This is a genomic window from Pseudomonas sp. GD04158, assembly GCF_029834875.1.
GTDB lineage: Bacteria > Pseudomonadota > Gammaproteobacteria > Pseudomonadales > Pseudomonadaceae > Aquipseudomonas > Aquipseudomonas hydrolytica.
This window is the reverse complement of sequence record NZ_JAODYT010000005.1, coordinates 94,195-114,349: the sequence shown is the minus strand read 5'-3', so window position 1 is coordinate 114,349 and position 20,155 is coordinate 94,195. Positions and strand designations below refer to the sequence as shown.

Here is a 20,155-nt window from a genome sequence, read left to right as displayed (position 1 = left end):
GGATAGCTGAGCGCAAAAAAAAGCCCCTGAGCATCGACTCCGGGGCTGAGGAGGGTCGGCAGGGCTGCCGACCGGGGAGAGCAGATTCAGGCCTGTGGCTGCCAGCCGCCGCCGAGCGCCTTGTAGATCGCGACGATGCCGCTGTACAGCTCGACTTCGGCCGCGGCCTGGGCGTCTTCGGCGGCCAGGCGCTCGCGCTCGGCGTCCAGCAGAACGAGGAAGTCCACCGTGCCTTCGCGATAACGAATCGCCGCCTGGTCGGCAGCCGCGCGGCTGGCTTCGGCCTGGCGCACCAGGGAAACCAGGCGCTGCTGGCGTTTGGCATAGTCGCTGAAGGCGTTTTCCGATTCTTCCAGCGCCAGCAGCACCTGCTGTTCGTACTGCGACAGCGCGCCATCGGCCTCGGCTTCGGCGCCGCGCAGGCGTGCTCGTACGCTGCCCAGGTCGAAGGCCGCCCAGCTGATGCTCGGCGCTACGCCCCAGGCGCGGGCTGCTGACGAACCCAGCTGCGAACCGCGCCCGGCGGTAAAGCCGAGAAAGCCGGAGAGGCTGACCCGCGGAAACAGATCCGCCGTCGCCACGCCGACCTCGGCCGTGGCCGCCGCCAGTTGCCGCTCGGCCGCCTGGATATCCGGGCGACGGCGCAGCAGTTCGCTCGGGTTGCCGATGGGCAAGGCCTTGGCGATCACCGGCAGGGGTTTGGGCGACAGGTCGATCTGCAGCTGTTCCGGGCGCTGGCCGAGCAGGGTGGCGATGCGGTTCTGCGCGCGCACCTGCTGCGCCTGCAGTTGCGGCAGGCTGGCTTCGGTGGCGGCCAGGCGGGCATCGGCGCGCAGCACGTCCAGTTCGTTGCCGACGCCGGCGTCGCGCAGCTGTTCGGTGATGCCGCGCGAGTCCTGCTGGTTCTTCAGGTTCTCGCGGGCAATGCTTTCGCGCAGCTGTGCGCCACGCAGGGTGCCGTAGGCATCGACCAGTTCGGCGATCAGGCTGACCTGCAACTGGTAGTAGTCGGCCTCGGCCACTTCGATGCGCGCCTCGCTGGCTTCCAGCTGGCGCTGGATGCGGCCGAACAGGTCCAGCTCCCAGGCCATGTCCAGGCCCAGGTCGTAGCGTTCCTGACGGATGCGCTCCTCGCTGACCGGTGGCTGCTGCGCCTTGCCGAACTCGCCGCTGGCGCGGCTGGTGACGGTGGGCAGGCGGTCGTTGGCCACGTCATCGCGGATCGCCCGAGCCGCACGCAGGCGGTTGAAGGCCACGCGCAGCTCGCGGTTGTCCTGCAGCGAACGCTGCACCAGCTGGTTCAGCGTCGGATCGTCGAACTGCTGCCACCAGGCGGCTTCGAAGCGGCTGCGGTCGTAATCGGCCGCCTCCAGCGCGGCAATGCGCGCAGGGTCGGTCACGGGCGCTCGATAGTCCGGGCCGACGGCGCAGGCCGACAGCGCCAGGGCCAGGAGGGCGGGGGCAAAGGCTTTCATGCATGCGACTCCTGCAGACGGGCGACTTTGCGCGCTTCGCGTTTTTCGACGAAGCCGCGGATCAGGACATAGAACACCGGAGTCAGCAGCAGGCCGAAGAAGGTCACGCCGATCATCCCGGAGAACACCGCCACGCCCATGGCATGGCGCATCTCGGCGCCCGCACCGCTGGACAGCACCAGCGGCACCACGGCCATGATGAAGGCGATGGATGTCATCAGGATCGGGCGCAGACGCAGGCGGCAGGCTTCCAGCACCGCTGCGACGCGGTCGAGACCCTCTTCCTGTTTCTCCTTGGCGAACTCGACGATCAGGATGGCGTTCTTGCAGGCCAGGCCCACCAGCACGATCAGGCCGATCTGGGTAAAGATGTTGTTGTCGAGCCCGGCAATGATCACCCCGGTGATGGCGGTGAAGAGCACGATGGGCACGATCAGGATCACCGCCAGCGGCAGGCTCCAGCTTTCGTACTGGGCGGCCAGCACGAGGAAGGCCAGCAGCACGCAGAGCGGGAAGATGAAGATCGCGGTATTGCCGGCGAGGATCTGCTGGTAGGTCAGATCGGTCCACTCGAAGGTCATGCCGATCGGCAGTTCCTCATTGAGCAGCTTGGCGATGGCCGCCTCGGCCTGGCCCGAGCTGTAGCCCGGCGCGGCGGCACCGTTGATCTCGGCGGTGAGGAAGCCGTTGTAGTGCATCACCCGATCGGGACCTGCGCTGTCATCGACCTTGACGAAGGTCGACAGCGGCACCATCTCGCCACGGTTGTTGCGCACCTTGAGCTGACCGATCTGCTCCGGTTCCAGACGGAATTGCTGATCGGCCTGGACGTTGACCTGGTAGGTGCGGCCGAAGCGGTTGAAGTCGTTGGCGTACAGCGAGCCCAGGTACACCTGCAGGGTGTCGAAGATGTCGCTGATGGCCACACCATGGGTCTTGGCCTTTTCGCGGTCGATGGCGGCATCGACCTGCGGCACGTTGACCTGGTAGCTGGTGAACACCGACATCGGGTTCAGCTCCGGCAACTGGCGGGCCTTGTTGAGGATGTTCTGGGTCTGCACGTACAGCTCGTCATAGCCCAGGTTGCCACGGTCCTGAATCTGCAGGCGGAAGCCACCGATGGTGCCCAGGCCCTGTACCGGCGGCGGCGGGAAGATGGCGAGGTAAGCCTCCTGAATCACACCGAACTGGCCGTTGAGCTCGGCGGCAATGGCGCCGGCAGACAGGCTCTCGTCCTTGCGCAGGCCGAAGTCCTTGAGCGTGACGAAAACGATGCCGCTGTTCGGGCTGTTGGTGAAGCCGTTGATCGACAGACCGGGGAAGGCCACGGTGTTTTCCACGCCCGGATGCTTGCTGGCGATTTCGCTCATGCGCTTGATCACCACTTCGGTACGGTCGAGCGTCGCTGCGTCCGGCAACTGGGCGAAGGCCACCAGGTACTGCTTGTCCTGCTGCGGCACGAAGCCGGTCGGGGTGCTGGAGAAGCCCAGGTAGCCGAGCACCAGCAGGCCGCCGTAGACCAGCATGGCGATGCTGCTGCCACGCAGCACGCGGCGCACGGTGCCGACGTAGCGGTTGCTGGCGCGCTCGAACATGCGGTTGAACGGGGTGAACAGCCAGCCGGCGAACAGCCTGTCGAGCAGGCGCGAGAATCCATCCTTCGGTGCGTGATGGTCCTTGAGCAGGATGGCGGCGAGGGCTGGCGACAGGGTCAGCGAGTTGATCGCCGAGATCACCGTGGAAATGGCGATGGTCAGGGCGAACTGCTGATAGAACTGGCCCGAGAGACCGGAGATGAAGGCCGTCGGCACGAACACGGCGCACAGCACCAGAGCGGTGGCGACGATGGGGCCGGTCACCTCCTTCATGGCCTGGCGGGTGGCCTCGACCGGGGATTTGCCCAGGGCGATGTTGCGCTCGACGTTCTCCACCACGACGATGGCGTCGTCCACCACGATACCGATGGCCAGCACCAGGCCGAACAGCGACAGGGCGTTGAGCGAGAAGCCGAACATGTGCATGACCGCGAAGGTGCCGATTAGCGATACCGGCACGGCAGCCAGGGGGATGATCGAGGCGCGCCAGGTCTGCAGGAACAGCACGACCACCAGCACCACCAGCACCACGGCTTCGAGCAGGGTGTGCACCACCGCCTCGATGGAGCCGCGCACGAAGATGGTCGGGTCATACACCACTTCGTAGTCCATGCCTTGCGGGAAGGACTTCTTCAGTTCGGCCATGCGCTCGCGCACCGAGTCGGAAATCTCGATGGCGTTGGAGCCGGGGCGCTGGAATACCGGGATGGCCACGGCCGGCTGGTTGTTCAGCAGCGAGCGCAGGGCGTACTGGTTGGAGCCCAGCTCGACGCGGGCAATGTCGCGCAGACGGGTGATTTCGCCGTTGTCGCCAACGCGGATGATGATGTTCTCGAACTCTTCCTCGGAGACCAGGCGGCCCTGAGCGTTGATCGACAGCTGGAAGCTGTTGCCGGCATCGGAAGGCGGTGCGCCGAGGGCACCGGCGGCGACCTGGCGGTTCTGCTCGCGGATGGCGGTGACCACGTCGGTGGCGGTGAGTCCACGCGAAGCTACCTTGTTCGGGTCGAGCCACACGCGCAGCGAGTAGTTGCCCATGCCGAACAGCTGCACGTCGCCGACGCCGTCCAGGCGCGCCAGCTCGTCCTTGACGTTGAGCGCGGCGTAGTTGGACAGGTAGAGCATGTCGTAGCGCTGATCCGGCGAGGTCAGGTGCACCACCATGGTCAGGTCCGGGGAGGCCTTGTCCACGGTCACGCCGAGACGCTGCACTTCGGTGGGCAGGGTCGGCATGGTGCGGGTGACGCGGTTCTGCACCTGCACCTGGGCGTTGTCCAGATCGGTGCCGAGGGCGAAGGTCACGGTCAGCGTCAGGCGGCCGTCGATGGTCGACTGCGACGACATGTAGAGCATGCCCTCGACGCCGACGATGGCCTGCTCCAGCGGCGAGGCGACGGTTTCACCGATCACCTTGGGGTTGGCACCGGGGAAATCGGCACGCACCACCACGGTGGGCGGCACCACTTCCGGGTATTCGCTGATCGGCAGCTGGAACAGCGAGATGGCGCCGCCGATCAGGATCAGCAGCGACAGCACCGCGGCGAAGATCGGCCGCTGGATGAAGAATTGCGAGAAATTCATGGGTCTTTCCTCTGGGCGCGGGTTGGATCAGCCGCGCGGCGAGCGAGCTTCGATTTTTTCGGCGGCGATGCGCGGGGCCTGGCTGCCATCGACGGCCTGGCGCATGCGGGCCAGCTGTTCGAGGGTGCTGTCATCGGCCATGGATACCGGCTGCGGGTCGACGATGGAGCCGGGCATGGCGCGCTGCAGGCCGTTGACCACGATCTTCTCGCCTTTGCTCAGGCCGCTACGCACGATGCGCAGGCCTTCGAGCTTCGGCCCCAGTTCGATGGAGCGATAGGCCACGGCATTGTCCTCGCCCAGCACCAGCACGTACTTCTTGCCCAGATCGGTGCCGACCGCCTCGTCCTTGATCAGGGTGGCGGCGTAGGGCTTGCTGCCCACCAGCTTGAGGCGGGCGTACAGACCGGGGGTGAAGCGGCCGTCCTGATTATCGAACACGGCGCGACCACGAATGGTGCCGGTACGCGGGTTGACCTGGTTGTCGAGAAAGTCCAGCTGACCCAGGTGCGGGTGGCCGGCTTCATCGGACAGGCCCAGGTACACCGGGCTGGCGCCGCGGGCGTCGGCGCCGGACTGGCGGGCCAGCTCGACGTACTTGAGGAAGGCGCGCTCGTCGGCGTCGAAGTAGGCGTAGACCTTGTCGGTGGAGACCACCGAGGTCAGCAGGCTTTCGCCGGCGCCGACCAGGTTGCCTTCGGTGATTTCGGCGCGGCTGACGCGACCGTCGATGGGCGAGGTGATGCGGGTGAAACCGAGGTTGAGGCGGGCGTTGTCCAGTTCCGCCTGGATCGCCGCGACCTGCGCCTGGGCCTCGGTGGCGGCGCTGGCGCGGGCATCGGCGAGTTCCGCGGAGATGGCGTTGCTCTGGCGCAGGCGTTCGCCGCGGCGGGCTTCGTTGGCGGCGCGCGCCTGGTTGGCACGGGCCTGCTGCAGCTGGGCTTCGAGGCGCTTGACCTCGGCCTGGAACGGACGCGGATCGATCTGGAACAACAGGTCGCCTTTCTTCACCAGGCTGCCTTCGCTGAAGGCGACGCGGTCGATGTAACCGGAGACGCGCGGGCGAATCTCGACCGATTGCGGCGCTTCGAGACGCCCGGTGAACTCATCCCATTCGTTGACCGGCTGTTCGATCACTTCGGCCACGCTGACCTTGGCCGCGGGCATCTGGTTTTGCGCCTGCGGCGCCTGTTCACAGCCGCTCAGCAGGACCAGGCCGGCGAGGGCGAGGGGAAATATCCAGATGTTCTTGTGTAGCTGTTCCATGGGTGACTCCGCCAGACGGATTTGTGAATGGGCGGAGTCTGCTGCGCGGCATGGCCAGCGACGAATCGAATGCCATGAAGTTGAATATCAGTGCTAATGATTATTGGCAGCTCATGGCGATGTTGCAGCCCGCCGCTTCGTCCCTGGCAAGGGCCCGGCTGCAGTTGCGCTCATTCATCGCTCTGTTCTGGCGGCGTTTCGAAGGCCGAGCGCACGGCCTCCACGACCCGCTGCGCGCGCTGGGCGTCCTCCAGCTGCGGGTAGGCCTTCTTCAGCTTGCCGGACAGCTGCCAGCCGTTCTCCCTGAGCGAGCGGATGATGCGATTGGCGTCCTGATCCGGCATTTCCAGCACCTCTTTCAGGCGCTCCTGGGCACGCTGGAAAACTACCAGCACTCGCGCTTCATCCGCCATCTCGGTGCGCACGGTGTGTTCGATGACCTGTGCGGTGTACAGCACGTGTTCGCTCAGGTCCGGATAGCGCCAGGCGAACAGGGCGTCGTCGTAATCGTCGAACACCAGGTTGCTCTGGGTGCCATCCTCGTAGGCCTTGAGCTCGCCAAAGCGGTAGGCCGCGGCATAGCGCTGCATGAAGGGCCGCGAAAACACCTCCAGCGTGCGGTCGTAGCGCGCGCGAAAGTCGATCGAGCTGGTGATCGTGGCCGATACGGGCAGGATCACGCCGTCAGGCAGCGCCTTGTCACGAATCAGCACGTCGTTGATCAGGAAGCGGTGCAGCCGGCCATTGCCGTCACGCATCGGGTGGATGTAGACGAAGGCGAAGGCGATAGCTGCGGCTCGGGCCAGCGGTTCGGCGCCGCGGGTGGCCGTCTCGAACGCTTTCAGCCCGTCGAGCAGCTGCGCCAGGTGGTCGAAGGGCGGGGCGATGTAATGCACGATGTCCTCGCGCATGGTGGCCTGGCCGACGAACACCGGCGAACGCCGCAAACCCAGGCCGAACGCTTCGCTGCCGAGAATGCCCGCCTGTAGTCGCTGCAGGCTCTGGTTGCCCAGCGGATCCTCGATATGCCCGCAGTACCTGGCGATCACCTGGGCGAAACGCTGGATGCGGTCGGCCTGGTCCTGCTCTTTCTCGATCAGGAAGCTGGCGCGGGATTCCTTGAACGTCAGCCAGGTAGCCGTGCGCAGCAGGATGTCTGCGCCGAAGGCCTGATTCAGTTCGCGCAGTGCCGCATCCAGGTCGAACTGCAGCGCCTGCTGCAGTGCCTCGGTACGGCGGATCAGCGGGCAGAAGTGCGGTGTGCCGGGCAGATTGTCGTTGATGCGCCAGCGCCGCGCGCGCAGCGGCTCGACCCGGGTCAGGTAGTGCTGCGCCGAAATCGCATCGACGTAGCCACCGTTGGTGACGTCCGGCACATCCAGGCGCTGCCCGGTCAGCCACTCATAGAGGAAGCCGGTGCGGCGGGCATACTGGCCGAACGGCGCTTGCCGGCACCAGGTTTCGATGGGCTCGGGGCCGACGGCGGCGAACAGGCGGGCGAAGAACTCAAGGTGAATTTCCTCGTACTTCAAGCCGAACTCGAAATGGCCGGCGAAGCTGTCCGCTGGCTGGTAGCTGGCCGGATACCTGTTTTCGATAAGGCCGTCGCTCTCGCGACTCATCCGCGAGCTGCCGATCAGCGACTCGACACGCAGGGGCTGGACCGGCGCAATACCGTAGCGTTCGGCCAGTGCCTTGAAGCCAACCTGCATGAGTGAATTCCTTAATTGGAGTGAAAAATCGATAACAAAAAGCCGTTGCCGCGCGAAAACGATAATCCTCGCCGCACAAAAACGCTAATGGATAGTTGGATTTGACAAGAAATCGTTGGTTCTAGTCGAAAATAATAACGAGCTAGTGCCGGCACGCCCGATGAGCCGCGAGCGGCAGGGCAGGCTTACAGGCTGTCCGGATCGCCGCAGAACATCTGGATGCGCGAACGCAGCCAGCGTTCGGCCGGATCGTTGTCCTGAGCACCGCGCCAGGCCATGTGCAGTTCGAACGAGGGGGTTTCCAGTGGCAGCTCCTCGGCGCGCAGGCCGCCGGCGGCCGTCAGGGCGGCAGCGGTGTAGTCCGGCACGCTGGCGACGATGTCGGTTTCCGCCAGCAGACTGGCCAGGCCGTTGAACTGCGGCACGGCCAGTACCACATGGCGTTTGCAGCCGACCTTCTCCAGTTCCTCATCGATGAAGCCGGTGAGGTCGCCCGCGTAGGACACCAGGGCATGAGGGCGGGCGCAATAGTCCTCGAGGCTCAGCGCGCCGGGGGCGGTGTCGGCGCGCAGCAGTTTGGCCTTGCTGCGCCGCAACACCTTGCGTTTGGCATTGGCCGGCAGCTCCTCGGTGTAGGACACGCCCACGGAGATTTCCCCGGAAGCGAGCAGCCCCGGCATCATCAGGTAGTTGGTGCGACGAACCACCAGAACCACGCCCGGGGCCTCGGCGCGCAGACGGCGGAGCAGGGCGGGGAGCAGGGCGAACTCCACGTCGTCGGACAGGCCAACACGAAACACCGCCTTGCTGGTGGCCGGGTCGAAGTCGGCAGCGCGACTGACCGCGGTGGAAATCGAGTCCAGTGCCGGCGAGAGCAGGGCGAAGATTTCCTGCGCGCGGGGTGTCGGCTCCATGCTGCGGCCGGTGCGCACGAACAGGGGATCATCGAACAGGGTGCGCAGGCGGGCGAGGGCGGCACTGATGGCCGGCTGGCCCAGGAACAGCTTCTCCGCAGCCCGGGTAACGCTGCGCTCGTGCATCAGGGTCTCGAAGACGATCAGCAGGTTCAGGTCGAGGCGACGCAGGTCGTTGCGGTTCATCCGGGTACCATCCGAGGAAAACGGGCCTTGTCAGCACGGCGTGGCAATGAGAGCCTTTGCCTGGGCAATAGTACGGGCAGTGCGTGACGGAATGAAAGTCGCCGAATCACTGCCAGGCATGAAGACTATCGATGGAGTCTGATAGTGCTGCCGACCCACAGCGGATAGAGTCCACAGTCATTGAAGTGTTAATCCGCGATCAAGCTCGAGGTAAGCGATGTCCCGCATGATCCGTTTCCATAAGTTCGGCGATGCCGAAGTACTCCAGTACGAGGAGGTTCCAACGCCCGTGCCCGGCCCAGGTGAAGTGCTGGTGCGCGTGCAGGCCGTTGGCCTTGGCTGGAAAGACGTGCTGTGGCGGCAGAACCTGGCGGCCGAGCAGGCCAAGCTCCCGTCGGGCATCGGCTTCGAACTGGCCGGCAGCGTGGCCGCGCTGGGCGAAGGCGTCAGCGACTTCGAAGTCGGCACCGCCGTGGCCGGTTTCCCGGCCAGCACACCGAATCGTTATCCGACCTGGGGTGATCTGGTGCTCATGCCCGCTCACGCCCTGACCCGTTATCCCGACGTGCTCAGCCCGGTCGAGGCCAGCGTTCATTACACCAGCCTGTTGTTCGGCTATCTGGCGCTGAATGATCTTGCCCACCTCAAGCCGGGGCAGCACGTGCTGATCACCGAGGCCAGCCATTGCATGGCGCCGCAGACCGTGCAACTGGCCAAGGCGCTGGGCGCCAAGGTCATCGTCTCCACCGGTTCGGCCGATGATCGCGAGTTTCTCCGCGGCCTCGGCGCCGACAAGGTGATCGTGACCGAGGAGCAGGACCTGGTTCTGGAGGTGGAGCGCTACACCGAAGGCAAGGGCGTCGAGATCATCCTCGACCAGTGTGCCGGTCCGCAGATGAAGCTGCTGGGCGACATCGCCGCGCCACGTGGCAAGCTGATCCTGTACGGGATCAACGGCGGCAACGACACGGCGTTCCCGGCCTGTGCGGCGTTCAAGAAGCATCTGCAGTTCTTCCGTCACTGCGTGCTGGATTTCACCGGTTGCCCGGAGCTGGGCATCGAGCCCAACAACGAGGCCGTGCAGCGAGCGCTCACGCACATCAACCAGATGACTGCCGACCGTCTGCTGACGCCGGTGATCGACAAGGTCTTCGCTTTCGAGGACTTCGTCGCGGCTCATCGCTACATGGAAACCTGCCCGAATCGTGGGCGAGTGGCTCTGCAACTGGCCACGGATTAAAGTCCGTGGCCTTGCGGTCGCTATATCCAGCAAGCCTACCGTTCGTTCAAGGATCGTTTCATGAGTCTCGTCACCGGTGACGCGCTATCGCTGTTGTTGTTTCGTCTGCATAGCGGCAGGTTGCTGGGGATCAACCTGCTCAAGGTCAACGAGATCATTCCTTGCCCGGCTCTGACCAAACTGCCCAATCGCCATCCGCACGTGCGCGGCATCGCCACGCTGCGCGGTTCGGCACTGACGGTGATCGACCTGGCCCGCGCCATCGGCGAACGCGGTGTTTCCAGCGAAGACGAAGGCTGCCTGATCGTCACCGAAGTGAGTCGTTCGCGGCAGGGGCTGCATGTGAAGAGCGTCGAGCGCATCGTGCAATGCTCGACGCGTGACGTGCGTCCGCCGCCCGCGGCTGCCGGCAACCGCGCCTTCATCACCGGGGTGACGCAGATCGACGGCGCCATCGTGCAGATCCTCGATATCGAGAAGGTGCTGCACGACATCGCGCCGGCGCTCGACCAGGCGCCCATCGAGGGCTTGCTCGAGAGCAGGGACCAGCAGTTGCTGCAGGGGCGCCGAGTGCTGCTGGTGGACGATTCCCAGGTTGCGTTGCAGCAGACACTCAACGTGCTGCGCCAACTCGGCCTCGACTGCACGGCCGTGCGCAGTGCCCAGGCGGCGCTGGAGCAGCTGCATGATTATCAGCAGGCCGAGATGCCGTTCGAACTGCTGGTCTCGGATATCGAGATGCCGGAAATGGACGGCTACAACCTAGTGCGGGAAATCCGCCGCAGCGCCGATATCGCCGCCACCTACGTGCTGCTGCATACCTCGCTGGACAGCACCATGAACACCGAAAAGGCCCGCTCGGTGGGCGCCAACGCGGTGCTGACCAAGTTCTCCTCGGTGGACCTGACCCAGGCATTGCTGGACGCCTTCCGGCAGATGGACGGGCGCTCCTGAGCGGGATGATCCTTGCTGCCGGGCGGCAAGGACTGGCCTGATCGGTTACCTGACTCCAGCTCGACCCCCTCTGTGTTCAATCGCTTGAGCGCTTGCCCGGCTGGCGTGAGTTCGTCTGCGCCGAGCTCGACGCCGGGCGAACACACCCCTGTGCGTTGAGTGGCCAGCCCTGCCGAAGCCGGACGGCCAGGGGCGTCGACAGCGAGGCGGCGCCGAAACGGCCGTGGCTGCGTCCGCGCGGCAGATTCTGGGGGCGCCACTTCCAGCCAGCCAGGGGTTGTCATGGCGCATTGAGATTGAACTGAGCGGCTGGGGCGATAGTCCCAGAACAGGGGCGTGCGAGCCCCCTCGTTCGTTCCGTTCATCTCAAACAATCAGGATCAGGTCATCTTTCCCATGGATGTGCTTTCCGAGTTCTTTGAACGTACCACTTTGCAAGGGCGTCTGTTCTTTGCAGGCGCGGTTGAAGGGACCTTGGTGCTGGACAAACCACCTGGCATGGCGTTTATCCATGTGATCGAGCGCGGCGGGGTGGACATGGTCCAGCCTGGTCTGCCTCGTGTCGCCATCAACGAACCCAGCGTGCTGTTCTGCCCCAGCACCTGTTGCTACCAGTTGCACGTGCGTGACCCCGCTGGTCTTGAGCTGATCTGCGCCTCGTTCCAGTTCGGGCGTAGCGGTCAACAGCCTTTCCCTCTGGGGCTGCTGGAGACCCTGGTGTTTCCCCTGGCCGCCCTGGAGCAGCTAGGCCCGGTGATCGCCACCCTGGTCAACGAGTTCCGCAATCCGGCACCGGGCCGCAGCAAGGCGCTCAATCTGTTGTTCGAATACGTCTTCGTGCTGCTGGTGCGCCGTGCGGTCAACCAGGGGCGGATCACCAGCGGCTTGCTCTTCGCTCTGCAGGATGGCCGCCTCGGGCCGGCGCTGCTCTGCATTCACCAGGAGCCGGCGATACAGTGGAGCGTGGAGCGCCTGGCGGATCTGGCGAAGATGTCGCGCTCGAAGTTCGCCGCTTTGTTCACCGAGGTGATGGGCATGGCGCCCATGGCCTACGTCACCGCGTGGCGCATGAAGGTGGCGCAGGACATGATGCGCGACGGTGTGCCGATCAAGATCGTCTCCGATGCGGTCGGCTACAGCTCGCAGGCTTCATTCTCGCGAACCTTCGCGCAGCAGGTCGGCCTGCCGCCGGGTGAATGGCTACGCCAGGCCGTCCATGAGCCGCCACCGCAGCTGTCGGCGCGAATCTACCGCAACTGGCCGTAAAGGCGCCCGCATCTGGCCATGCCGGTCTACCGAGCAATGGCCAGGTGCGGAGCGTGTTCGTATGCTCAGCCCGCGGCCTGGGTCAGCAGATCGCCGAGCAAGGCGTAGGCGAAAGCGAAGTAGATGAATACGCCGAGCAGGTCCATAACCGAGGTGATCAGTGGCGAGGACAGCGTCGCCGGATCGGTGCCGATGCGCCGGGCGAGGAACGGCAGTAGCGCACCGATGACGCCGCCGAGTACCGTGCACACCAGCATGCTCAAGCCCACCACCATCAGTACGTCGAAGCCGACACCTTTGGCGAAGTAAGCCAGTACCACTTCCAGTGCCGCGATGGCGACGCCCAGCGCGGCTGCCACCGGCAGTTCATGCTTGATGATCAAGCCCACATCGCGCCATTGCAGCCTGAGATCGCCTAACGCCATAGCTCGGATTACCAGGGTGGCCGACTGGCTGCCGGTGTTGCCGCCCATGTCCACGATCGGGGCGATGAAGGCGGCCAGCACGATGACCTGGGTGAGAAGCTCCTCCTGCGCCGCAACGAAGGTGCTGGTCACGACGCCGAAGAAGGTCAGGATCACCAGCCAGAACACGCGCACCTTGAACATCTGCCGCAGCGGTGAGGCCAGTACGTCCAGATCCTGGGCGCCCAGGCTGGCCGTACCCCCGAAGCGGGCGAGCTGGGTGGCGTCCTGCTCCTTCTCGATGTCCATGGCATCGTCCACCGTGACGATGCCGATCATGCGCTCGCCGCCATTGGTGACCGGCAGCGCGAGCAGGTCGTAATGACGGATCAGCTCGGCGGCCTGCTCGCGTGTCCAATGGGCACGCGCGAAAACCGGATCGCGGCGCATGATCGTGCCGATGCTGGCCTGCGCATCGGCAAGCACCAGGTCGCGCAACGACACGGTACCGCTGAGGCGGTGCTCCTGGTCGAGCACGTAGAGGCTGTAGATGGTCTCCTTGTCCGGAGCGGTGGCGCGCACATGGGCCAGTGCCTCGGCCACGGTCATCTGCGGAGATACATGGACGTAATCCGAGGTGGTCACCGAGCCGACCGTGCCTTCGGCATAAGCGGCCAGGCGTAGGATGTCGTCGCGCTCGACCTTGGCCAGGGCTGGTAGCAGCTTGTGCTTGTCCTGCTCGCCGAGACGGTTGTAGAGGTCGGCACGGTCGTCCGACGGCATGTGTTCGAACAACTGCACCACGGCTTCGCGGGACATGGCGCGCAGCATGCTGTCCTGGCGCTGTTCGGGCAGATGGACGAAAAGCTCGGCGCGTGTCGGCGCAGCCAGAGTCAGCAGCAGGGCGAGCGCCTGCTCCGGGGGCAGTACATCCAGTGCTTCGGCCAGGTCGGAGGGATGTGTGTGTCTGACGAAGCTGGCAAAGCTCGCGGCATCCAACGAGCGGGACAGGGTGCGAATCGAGAACAGCAAGTCTTCGCGGTTCATGGGCATGCTCCTTTGCGGCCTTTGGCAGCCGCAGGCATGCCCGGTCAGTCAGACCATGGACAGGCCCCGGTGCCCGCAGGCCGATAACGGGTAAGGAAGGGGATGTAAAAAGGGCAAGATCGACTAGGTTCGGGGTCCATGACGCTCTCCAGCGGGTTGATGAAGGCCAGGGCTCGAGCCCCGACGGTGTGGCGTCGCTTGTTACTTCAGCGCGGATGCGCGGCCGCTATCGCCAACGGCTTCGTTGGCGAACACCAGCTGACCGCACTGCGGCATGAAGGGGAGGGAGTGGTTGGAGACGACCGAAGATCGATCGCTGCATGCCACTACCTGCCAGGCCGGCAAGGTAGTGGCGAGGAGGGACTCGCGGTTACCTTGCCTGGGGTAGGTCGATACGGGATCGACTATGGGAACTGTCCATGGCAAGAACTCCTGGAATTCGAACGGGCGGGATCTTAGGTCTTGCATGGATGCCTGACAACTTTCCCGCGCTCCATAATGCACGCCGTTCAGCTTGGGTTTAGGCGCGGCGGGAGGGCGCCGCGCCCGTGCTCAAGCCACCACCGGAATCAACGGGTCGGCCGCGGCCAGGGCGACGGCCCGCTCGGCTTGTGGCGGATAGATCCACTGGGTGTTGATCTGGGTCTTGAGCTCCTTGCCTTCCTTGCCCGTCAGCACCACCTTGCGCTCCCAGCCTTCGGTGAATACCGCGCCCCAGGCGCCGAGGTCCAGGCAGGTGACGTACTTGGGTTGACGGTAGGGAATCGGCTCGACACCGAGCAGATCCGCCGCGGCGTTGTTGCCGGCCGAGCGACCGAGGGCGATGGCGTGCTGGCAGGTCATCAGCGCATGGTTGCCAAGGTCGTCCACCGCGGCATACGCGGTATCGCCCGTGGCGTAGACGGCGTGCTGGCCCAGTACCTTCAGGTTGCGGTCGACGTGCAGGCGGCCGAAGGCATCGCGCTCGCCGTCGATGTGCTGGGTCAGTGACGAGGCTTTCACCCCTACGGTCCAGATCACGGTGTTGGCCTCGATGCGTTCGCCGTTGTCGAGCTGCACGCCTTGAGCGTCGACCATCGACACCGGGCTGCCCAGCTTCCAGGTCACACCCAGCGTGTCACTGGCTTCGGCGATCACCGAGGCGATCTGCTCGCCCATGACGCTGCCGACCTGCTTGCCCATATCGACGACGATGACGTGGAGGTCGGCCTCGTCACCCAGAATGGCGCGCAGCCGCGCCGGCATCTCCGTGGCCGTTTCGATACCGGTGAAACCGCCACCGACCACCACCACGGTATTACGCGCCTGGCTGGCCGGCTTGTGGCGCAGGCCCTGCAGATGGGCTTCGAGCCTTTGCGCCGACTCGAGGCTGTCGACATCGAAGGCGAAGCGATCGATGCCAGCCAGCGGCGGGCGCGCCACCTGGCTGCCGGACGCCAGGATCAGCCTGTCGAAGCTCAGTTCGGCCTGGGCGCCGCCTGCGCCGCGATAGATAACCCGCTTGCCCGCCGCATCGATGCGGGTAGCGCTGCCCGGCACGAACCGCACGCCGACCGCATCGAACAGCGGCCCGAGCGGGGCTACGGCGGTGGAAACGTCGGCCTCGTAGAAGCGCGGACGCACGCGCAGCTCGGCCTGTGGGGCAAGCAGGGTGACGTCCACATCCAGGCGTTTGTGCTGGTCCAGCAGGCGGATCGCGCTCAGGGCACTCCACATGCCGGCGAAGCCGGCACCGATGATCAGGATTTGCTGTTTCACGTTGTGATTTCCCGTAGTGAGTGAAGGTGTTGGCTGACTGCGGAAAGGATTCTGCCGCTGGCTTGGATCAAGGTATTGATCCATTATTCGTGAAAACAAGTGATCCACTTTGGAGCCGACATGCCGCTCGAGAAGGCTGCGCCACAGGTGGTGTTCCTGCCGCTGGGAACACCGGAGGAGGGAGCCAGCCTGCAGGGCTGGCTGTACGAGTCGCTGCGCCGCGCGATTCTCGGTGGCCGTCTGCCGGCAGGCAGCAAGCTGCCCAGCACGCGCGCCATGGCCGAGCACTACGGCCTGGCCCGCGGCACGGTGCAGGCGGCCTATCAACAGCTGCTTTCCGAAGGCTACCTGCAGGCACGTACTGGCAGCGGGACGCGGGTCAGCGAGGTGCTGCCGGACCCGACGCTGAATGCGGGCTACGTTCGGCGCAAGGTGGTCGCCAAGGTGGAAGAGCAGCGCGTCGCCCCCGAAACGCCCTGGCTGAAACGTCTGGCCGAGATCGAGCCGATCTTCTCTCGGCGAACGTTGCCAACCGGCGTGCGTCCGTTCTTTCCTCACCGTGGCGATATCAACGCCTTTCCCATCGACCTGTGGCGCAAGCTGCACACGCAGCAACTGCGCAGCTCGCGCCTGACCATGCTGCTCGATTCGGATCCGGCGGGCTTGCCCTCGCTGCGCGAGGCCATCGCCGGCTACCTGGCCATCGCCCGTGGGGTACAGGTTTCGCCGCAGCGCATTCTGGTGCTCGGCAGCGTGCAGCAGGGCCTGGATATCTGCCTGCGCTTGCTGGCACCAGGCGACTCTCAGGTCTGGATGGAAGACCCGGGTTATCCCGGCGCGCGGCAGTTGATGGACATCTCCGGTATCCGCCGCGTGGACGTGCCAGTGGACCGAGCCGGCATGCAGGTGGAAGAGGGCATGCGCTTGGCGCCTGGCGCGCGCCTGGCCTACGTCACGCCCTCACGCCAGGCACCACTGGGTGGTGAGCTGTCGCCGGCGCGGCGCCTGGCCTTGCTGAAATGGGCGGCAGAGCAGGGCAGCTATATCTTCGAGGACGACTACGACAGCGAGTACCGCTTCATCGCCAAACCTATTCCGGCGTTGCGCTCCATGCCGGGCGCCGAGCACTCGGTGATCCTGGCCGGCACGTTCAGCAAGCTGCTGTTTCCGGCCATTCGCCTGGCCTACCTGGTGCTGCCTGAACATCTGACGGAGAGTTTCACCCGCGCGGCGGCGCTGATGTCGCGTCATGCCAACAGCCTGGCCCAGGCAGTGCTGGCCGACTTCATTCATGAGGGGCATTTCGATCGTCACGTGCGGCGCATGCGCAAGATCTATGCATCGCGGGCCGATGCCTTCGCCGAGGCGGCGCACAAGCACTGGCAAGGGTTGATCGAGGTGCCGGAAATTCGCGCGGGCATGGATATCGCCTGCCATTTGCAGGTCGAGAACGAGCGGGAGGCTTTTGCCCGTTTGCAGGCGGCCGGCGTCGATGCCTTGCCGCTGTCGCAATACTGCGTCGGGGTCAGAGCACCGGGCTTGGTGATGGGCTTCGCGCCCTATGCGGAATCTGCCATCGAGGATGCCGCCAGGGCCGTTGCGCAAGCCCTGCGCGGCTGAGAACTGCCCCGGCCGAGGCCGGGGCAGGCGCCATCAGAGGATGCTCAGCGGGTATTCGATGAAGGCGCGAATCTCGTTGAGATCCGGGCCGACATCGGTGCTGGAGCGGTAGATGGAATTGCGCAGACGCAGGTGCAGATCCTTGGCCGCACCGCTTTGCACGGTGTAGCTGACCTGGTTGAAGATCTCGCGCTCGGTGCCGTTGTTGTCGCTGCCGGTATCGATGTTGTCGCCGCGTACGTAGGCGAACTTGTAGCGCAGCCCCGGCGCGCCGTACTGGGCGAAGTCCAGCTCGTAGCTGGCCTGCCAGGAGCGCTCGTCCTTCAGGTTGAAGTCCGAGTAGTAGGAGTTGGCCAGGTAGATGCTGGCGCCGCCATCGCCGTAGTCATAGGCGAAGCCGGCATCGCCGCTGTTGCGCTGGTGCGCGACGATGAAGGCATGGGCGCCGATGCTGTACTTGGCCGCCAGGCTCCAGATGGTGTTGCGGTCCCCCTGGCCATCGCCGCCGAGATCGATTGCGGCCACCGAACCGGTGTCGTACTTGGTGCGGTAGATGTTGAAGTCGAAGTTCAGCGCCTGATCCGCAGCCAGTGCCAGGTTGTAATTGAGGTTGGCGTAGTAGCGCTTGTACATGTCCTCGAGATCGGCGTGGTAGACCGCCAGGCTCAGGTCATCGCTAAGGGTGTAGCTGCCGCCGAGCACGTCGATGCTCTTGAGGCGGTTGGGGTCGCGTGCCGAGTCGCCCATCGGGCTGTCGGCGGTGAAGCGACCGGCATTCAGTTCCAAACCTTCGATCTCGTTGCTGGTGACCAGCGTGCCGGTGAAGGATTGCGGCAGCAGGCGGCTGTCGTCATGGGCCAGAACCGGCAGGGAAGGGAACTGGTTGCCGTACCTGATCACGGTATTGGAGACGCGCAGCTTCACCGCGGCACCGGCCTGGGACAGTTCGTCCACCGGACGGCCTTCGCTGTCGGTATCGAAGAATGGGCGATAGTTGCGGCCACGACCGCTGTCGAGCTTGATGCCGAGCAGGCCGAAGGCATCGACACCGAAGCCGACGGTGCCCTGGGTGAAACCAGACTCGAAAGTGGTGATGAAGGCCTGGCCCCAGGTCTTGGCGTCGGCGGCGTTGTCCTTGTAATCACGGTTGAAGTAGGCGTTGCGCAGCAACAGATTGAGTCTGGCGTCCTCGACGAAACCCTGGGCTTCGGACTGGCTGCTCGCATGAGCCAACTGGCCGCCAAGCGCGAGGCTGCAGGCCAGCGCGAGACAGTGCTTCTTGTGCATGGGTGCTCCCGGTGTTGGTGTGCTTTCTTGTCAGGCCTCGCAGCGAGGCAGGACCTGGTCCGGACGGACCGTTTAGAGATATCACCGAGACGGTGCAGGCACTATTGATGGTGGTCGATGATCACTATCGATTCGCTCGATGACGCGCAGTCAGCGAACAGCGCTAGTCTGCACACCGATGAAGATTCCAGGGGCAGTGGTTCTCCACAGACCATTGCCCAGGCTCCGCTTCATCTCCTTTGGTTACGAGTTGCGGCCGCACCGGATATCCGGCGCGGCCTTTTTTTTCGTCCAGGATGCAGCGGGCCGCGGATGCGTAGCTGCGGGCAAGGCGATGGCCGGCAGCCCAACGCGTCAGAACGTCTGAAGGGCGCATCTGTCAGTTGATAGGTCACCCTCAGGAGTAGTTGCCATGAACAAACACACCGATAACGACCTCCACGACTGGCAGCGCTATGTGTCGCTCGGCAGCGGGCTGGCGCTGCTGGGCTCCGGTTTGCGGCGCGGCGGCTTGCTGGGCGTAGCCGGTGCCGCGCTGGGCGGATGGTTGCTGTCCCGCGGCCTTGGCGGGCATCACCCGCTCAAGCGCGCGGCTCTGGCCGACCCACTCGCGCCAGGTGCCGAAAAGGCCCGCTACGCGCACATGCCGCTGGATTCCGAAGTGCACAGCCCGGACTTCGCCACGCAGAGCGCACTGCCCGATACCACGCCGATGGGGCACGAACGGTCGGCGCGATGAACGAGCCGTTCGATCTGGCGCGTTTCGTCGAGGCGCAGCAGCGCGATTATCAGCAGGCCCTCGACGAGCTGCGTGCCGGCGCCAAGCGCAGCCACTGGATCTGGTACGTGTTTCCGCAGCTGCGCGGCCTGGGCCGCAGTGAAATGGCCGAGCACTACGGCATCTCCGGCCTCGACGAGGCGAGGGCCTACCTGGCGCACCCGCTGCTGGGCCCCCGCCTGGAAGATTGTGCCCGGGCGCTGTTGCTCCATCGCGCCCGCCCGGTACGGCAGATCATGGGCTCGCCGGACGACCTCAAGTTGCGTTCGAGCATGACCCTGTTCCAGGCGGCCGCACCCCAGCAGCCGCTGTTTACCGAGGTGCTGCAGGCGTTCTACGACGGCGAGCAGGATGCTGCGACCTTGCAGCGTCTGTAGCCTCAGGGCGCGCTGTGCTGGACGGGCCAGATACCGCCGTCGCCGACCACCACGATGCGCTGATCGGGTTCTGCACGAAAGGTCATGCTGCCGGTGAAGCTGCCGAAGGCGGGCAACAGGCTGACTTCGTTACCCAGGACGAAGCAGGGCAGGCGCAGACGCTGCCGCCCCTTGCCGTGCAGCAAGTAGGCCGGATGCAGGTGGCCGGCCAGCACATGATGACTGGCGTGCGCGCGAGGTTCGTGCTGCAGGGCGAAGGGGCCGAGCAACAGCGGTTCTTCCACCACTGCGATGCGCAAGTCTTCCGGCGGGTCGCCCGCACGTTTGTCGTGGTTGCCACGCACCAGGGTCATGGCCAGCTCGGCATGCCGTTCGCGCCACTCGGCCAGCGCCGCCAGGGTGGCCGGCGTGCGTGAGCCGGGGGCATGGAGAAAATCACCGAGAAAGATCAGCTGGCGACAATCGAAACGCTGCAACAGGGCGTCCAGCCGCTGCAGGTTGGCGGCGGTAGTACCCTGTGGCACCGGCTGGCCCAGGGCGCGATAGGCGGCAGCCTTGCCGATGTGGATGTCGGCGATCAGCAGCACCTGCTGCTGCGGCCACCAGATGGCCTTGTCCGCCAGGAGCCAGAGTTCGGCGCCGGCCAGCGACACGATCAGATGGCCGGGGTGGTGCTCGCTCATGAAACCTCTCTA

Annotated in this window: 15 protein-coding genes; 6 read left to right on the top strand and 9 right to left on the bottom strand. The window is 65.1% G+C overall.

Translation table 11 applies throughout. The features are described 5' to 3' along the window. Window positions 1-86: 86 nt before the first annotated feature. From N7333_RS03780 to N7333_RS03760, 5 genes are all read right to left on the bottom strand, one after another. Window positions 87-1,475 carry a TolC family protein gene (locus N7333_RS03780; protein ID WP_096826446.1) on the bottom strand — a complete coding sequence of 463 codons (1,389 nt, stop codon included), beginning with the start codon at window positions 1,473-1,475 and terminating at the stop codon, window positions 87-89. Next, complete coding sequence (locus N7333_RS03775; protein ID WP_129482748.1) at window positions 1,472-4,651, bottom strand: efflux RND transporter permease subunit; 3,180 nt, start codon at window positions 4,649-4,651, stop codon at window positions 1,472-1,474. The genes N7333_RS03780 and N7333_RS03775 overlap by 4 nt, the downstream gene beginning before the upstream one ends. 27 nt (window positions 4,652-4,678) lie before the next feature. Beyond that, window positions 4,679-5,917: a multidrug efflux RND transporter periplasmic adaptor subunit MexE gene (mexE, locus tag N7333_RS03770; protein ID WP_012018579.1), complete on the bottom strand. Its 1,239-nt coding sequence runs from the start codon at window positions 5,915-5,917 to the stop codon at window positions 4,679-4,681. Between the two features lie 170 nt (window positions 5,918-6,087). Next, window positions 6,088-7,629, bottom strand: a complete 1,542-nt coding sequence (locus N7333_RS03765) for a Fic family protein (RefSeq protein ID WP_129482747.1) — start codon at window positions 7,627-7,629, stop codon at window positions 6,088-6,090. 185 nt (window positions 7,630-7,814) lie between these two features. Further along, a complete protein-coding gene (locus N7333_RS03760; RefSeq protein ID WP_003246923.1) occupies window positions 7,815-8,729 on the bottom strand; it encodes a LysR family transcriptional regulator in 915 nt (304 codons plus the stop codon). A 217-nt stretch (window positions 8,730-8,946) separates the two neighbouring features. On the opposite strand from N7333_RS03760, the gene N7333_RS03755 reads away from it, so the two are divergent. The 3 genes from N7333_RS03755 (at window position 8,947) to N7333_RS03745 (ending at window position 12,189) form a co-directional block, all read left to right on the top strand. Beyond that, window positions 8,947-9,969 carry a zinc-dependent alcohol dehydrogenase family protein gene (locus tag N7333_RS03755; RefSeq protein ID WP_003246922.1) on the top strand — a complete coding sequence of 341 codons (1,023 nt, stop codon included), beginning with the start codon at window positions 8,947-8,949 and terminating at the stop codon, window positions 9,967-9,969. Between the two features lie 60 nt (window positions 9,970-10,029). Next, window positions 10,030-10,923 carry a chemotaxis protein gene (locus N7333_RS03750; RefSeq protein WP_003246921.1) on the top strand — a complete coding sequence of 298 codons (894 nt, stop codon included), beginning with the start codon at window positions 10,030-10,032 and terminating at the stop codon, window positions 10,921-10,923. A gap of 396 nt (window positions 10,924-11,319) precedes the next feature. Next, entirely contained in the window at window positions 11,320-12,189 is an 870-nt protein-coding gene (locus N7333_RS03745) for an AraC family transcriptional regulator (protein ID WP_129482746.1), read from the top strand. Window positions 12,190-12,254: 65 nt separating this feature from the next. On the opposite strand, the gene mgtE is transcribed toward N7333_RS03745, so the two are convergent. Both mgtE and N7333_RS03735 read right to left on the bottom strand, forming a co-directional pair. Next, the gene (mgtE, locus tag N7333_RS03740) at window positions 12,255-13,640 is read right to left on the bottom strand and encodes a magnesium transporter (protein WP_129482745.1); all 1,386 of its coding nucleotides are present in this window, start codon (window positions 13,638-13,640) and stop codon (window positions 12,255-12,257) included. Window positions 13,641-14,192: 552 nt separating this feature from the next. After that, entirely contained in the window at window positions 14,193-15,398 is a 1,206-nt protein-coding gene (locus N7333_RS03735) for an FAD-dependent oxidoreductase (protein WP_129482744.1), read from the bottom strand. Window positions 15,399-15,518: 120 nt separating this feature from the next. Between N7333_RS03735 and N7333_RS03730 the strand changes: the two genes are divergently transcribed. Next, window positions 15,519-17,018: a PLP-dependent aminotransferase family protein gene (locus N7333_RS03730; protein ID WP_129482743.1), complete on the top strand. Its 1,500-nt coding sequence runs from the start codon at window positions 15,519-15,521 to the stop codon at window positions 17,016-17,018. 33 nt (window positions 17,019-17,051) lie between these two features. Here N7333_RS03730 and N7333_RS03725 read toward each other — a convergent pair whose 3' ends face one another. Further along, the gene (locus tag N7333_RS03725; RefSeq protein ID WP_129482742.1) at window positions 17,052-18,305 is read right to left on the bottom strand and encodes an OprD family porin; all 1,254 of its coding nucleotides are present in this window, start codon (window positions 18,303-18,305) and stop codon (window positions 17,052-17,054) included. A gap of 412 nt (window positions 18,306-18,717) precedes the next feature. Between N7333_RS03725 and N7333_RS03720 the strand changes: the two genes are divergently transcribed. Further along, on the top strand, window positions 18,718-19,044 hold the full coding sequence (locus N7333_RS03720; RefSeq protein ID WP_129482741.1) for a hypothetical protein: 327 nt from the start codon (window positions 18,718-18,720) through the stop codon (window positions 19,042-19,044). Then, the gene (locus N7333_RS03715) at window positions 19,041-19,460 is read left to right on the top strand and encodes a DUF1810 domain-containing protein (protein WP_129482740.1); all 420 of its coding nucleotides are present in this window, start codon (window positions 19,041-19,043) and stop codon (window positions 19,458-19,460) included. Before N7333_RS03720 ends, N7333_RS03715 begins: the two co-directional genes overlap by 4 nt. A 2-nt stretch (window positions 19,461-19,462) precedes the next feature. On the opposite strand, the gene pdeM is transcribed toward N7333_RS03715, so the two are convergent. Further along, window positions 19,463-20,143: a ligase-associated DNA damage response endonuclease PdeM gene (gene pdeM / locus N7333_RS03710; protein WP_129482739.1), complete on the bottom strand. Its 681-nt coding sequence runs from the start codon at window positions 20,141-20,143 to the stop codon at window positions 19,463-19,465. Window positions 20,144-20,155 lie beyond the last annotated feature (12 nt).

Excerpts from the sequence above, each read along its gene's own strand:
- N7333_RS03780 (WP_096826446.1), bottom strand. The coding sequence starts at position 1,475 with ATGAAAGCCTTTGCCCCCGCCCTCCTGGCCCTGGCGCTGTCGGCCTGC.
- N7333_RS03775 (WP_129482748.1), bottom strand. The coding sequence starts at position 4,651 with ATGAATTTCTCGCAATTCTTCATCCAGCGGCCGATCTTCGCCGCGGTG.
- mexE (WP_012018579.1), bottom strand. The coding sequence starts at position 5,917 with ATGGAACAGCTACACAAGAACATCTGGATATTTCCCCTCGCCCTCGCC.
- N7333_RS03765 (WP_129482747.1), bottom strand. The coding sequence starts at position 7,629 with ATGCAGGTTGGCTTCAAGGCACTGGCCGAACGCTACGGTATTGCGCCG.
- N7333_RS03760 (WP_003246923.1), bottom strand. The coding sequence starts at position 8,729 with ATGAACCGCAACGACCTGCGTCGCCTCGACCTGAACCTGCTGATCGTC.
- N7333_RS03755 (WP_003246922.1), top strand. The coding sequence starts at position 8,947 with ATGTCCCGCATGATCCGTTTCCATAAGTTCGGCGATGCCGAAGTACTC.
- N7333_RS03750 (WP_003246921.1), top strand. The coding sequence starts at position 10,030 with ATGAGTCTCGTCACCGGTGACGCGCTATCGCTGTTGTTGTTTCGTCTG.
- N7333_RS03745 (WP_129482746.1), top strand. The coding sequence starts at position 11,320 with ATGGATGTGCTTTCCGAGTTCTTTGAACGTACCACTTTGCAAGGGCGT.
- mgtE (WP_129482745.1), bottom strand. The coding sequence starts at position 13,640 with ATGAACCGCGAAGACTTGCTGTTCTCGATTCGCACCCTGTCCCGCTCG.
- N7333_RS03730 (WP_129482743.1), top strand. The coding sequence starts at position 15,519 with ATGCCGCTCGAGAAGGCTGCGCCACAGGTGGTGTTCCTGCCGCTGGGA.
- N7333_RS03725 (WP_129482742.1), bottom strand. The coding sequence starts at position 18,305 with ATGCACAAGAAGCACTGTCTCGCGCTGGCCTGCAGCCTCGCGCTTGGC.
- N7333_RS03720 (WP_129482741.1), top strand. The coding sequence starts at position 18,718 with ATGAACAAACACACCGATAACGACCTCCACGACTGGCAGCGCTATGTG.
- N7333_RS03715 (WP_129482740.1), top strand. The coding sequence starts at position 19,041 with ATGAACGAGCCGTTCGATCTGGCGCGTTTCGTCGAGGCGCAGCAGCGC.
- pdeM (WP_129482739.1), bottom strand. The coding sequence starts at position 20,143 with ATGAGCGAGCACCACCCCGGCCATCTGATCGTGTCGCTGGCCGGCGCC.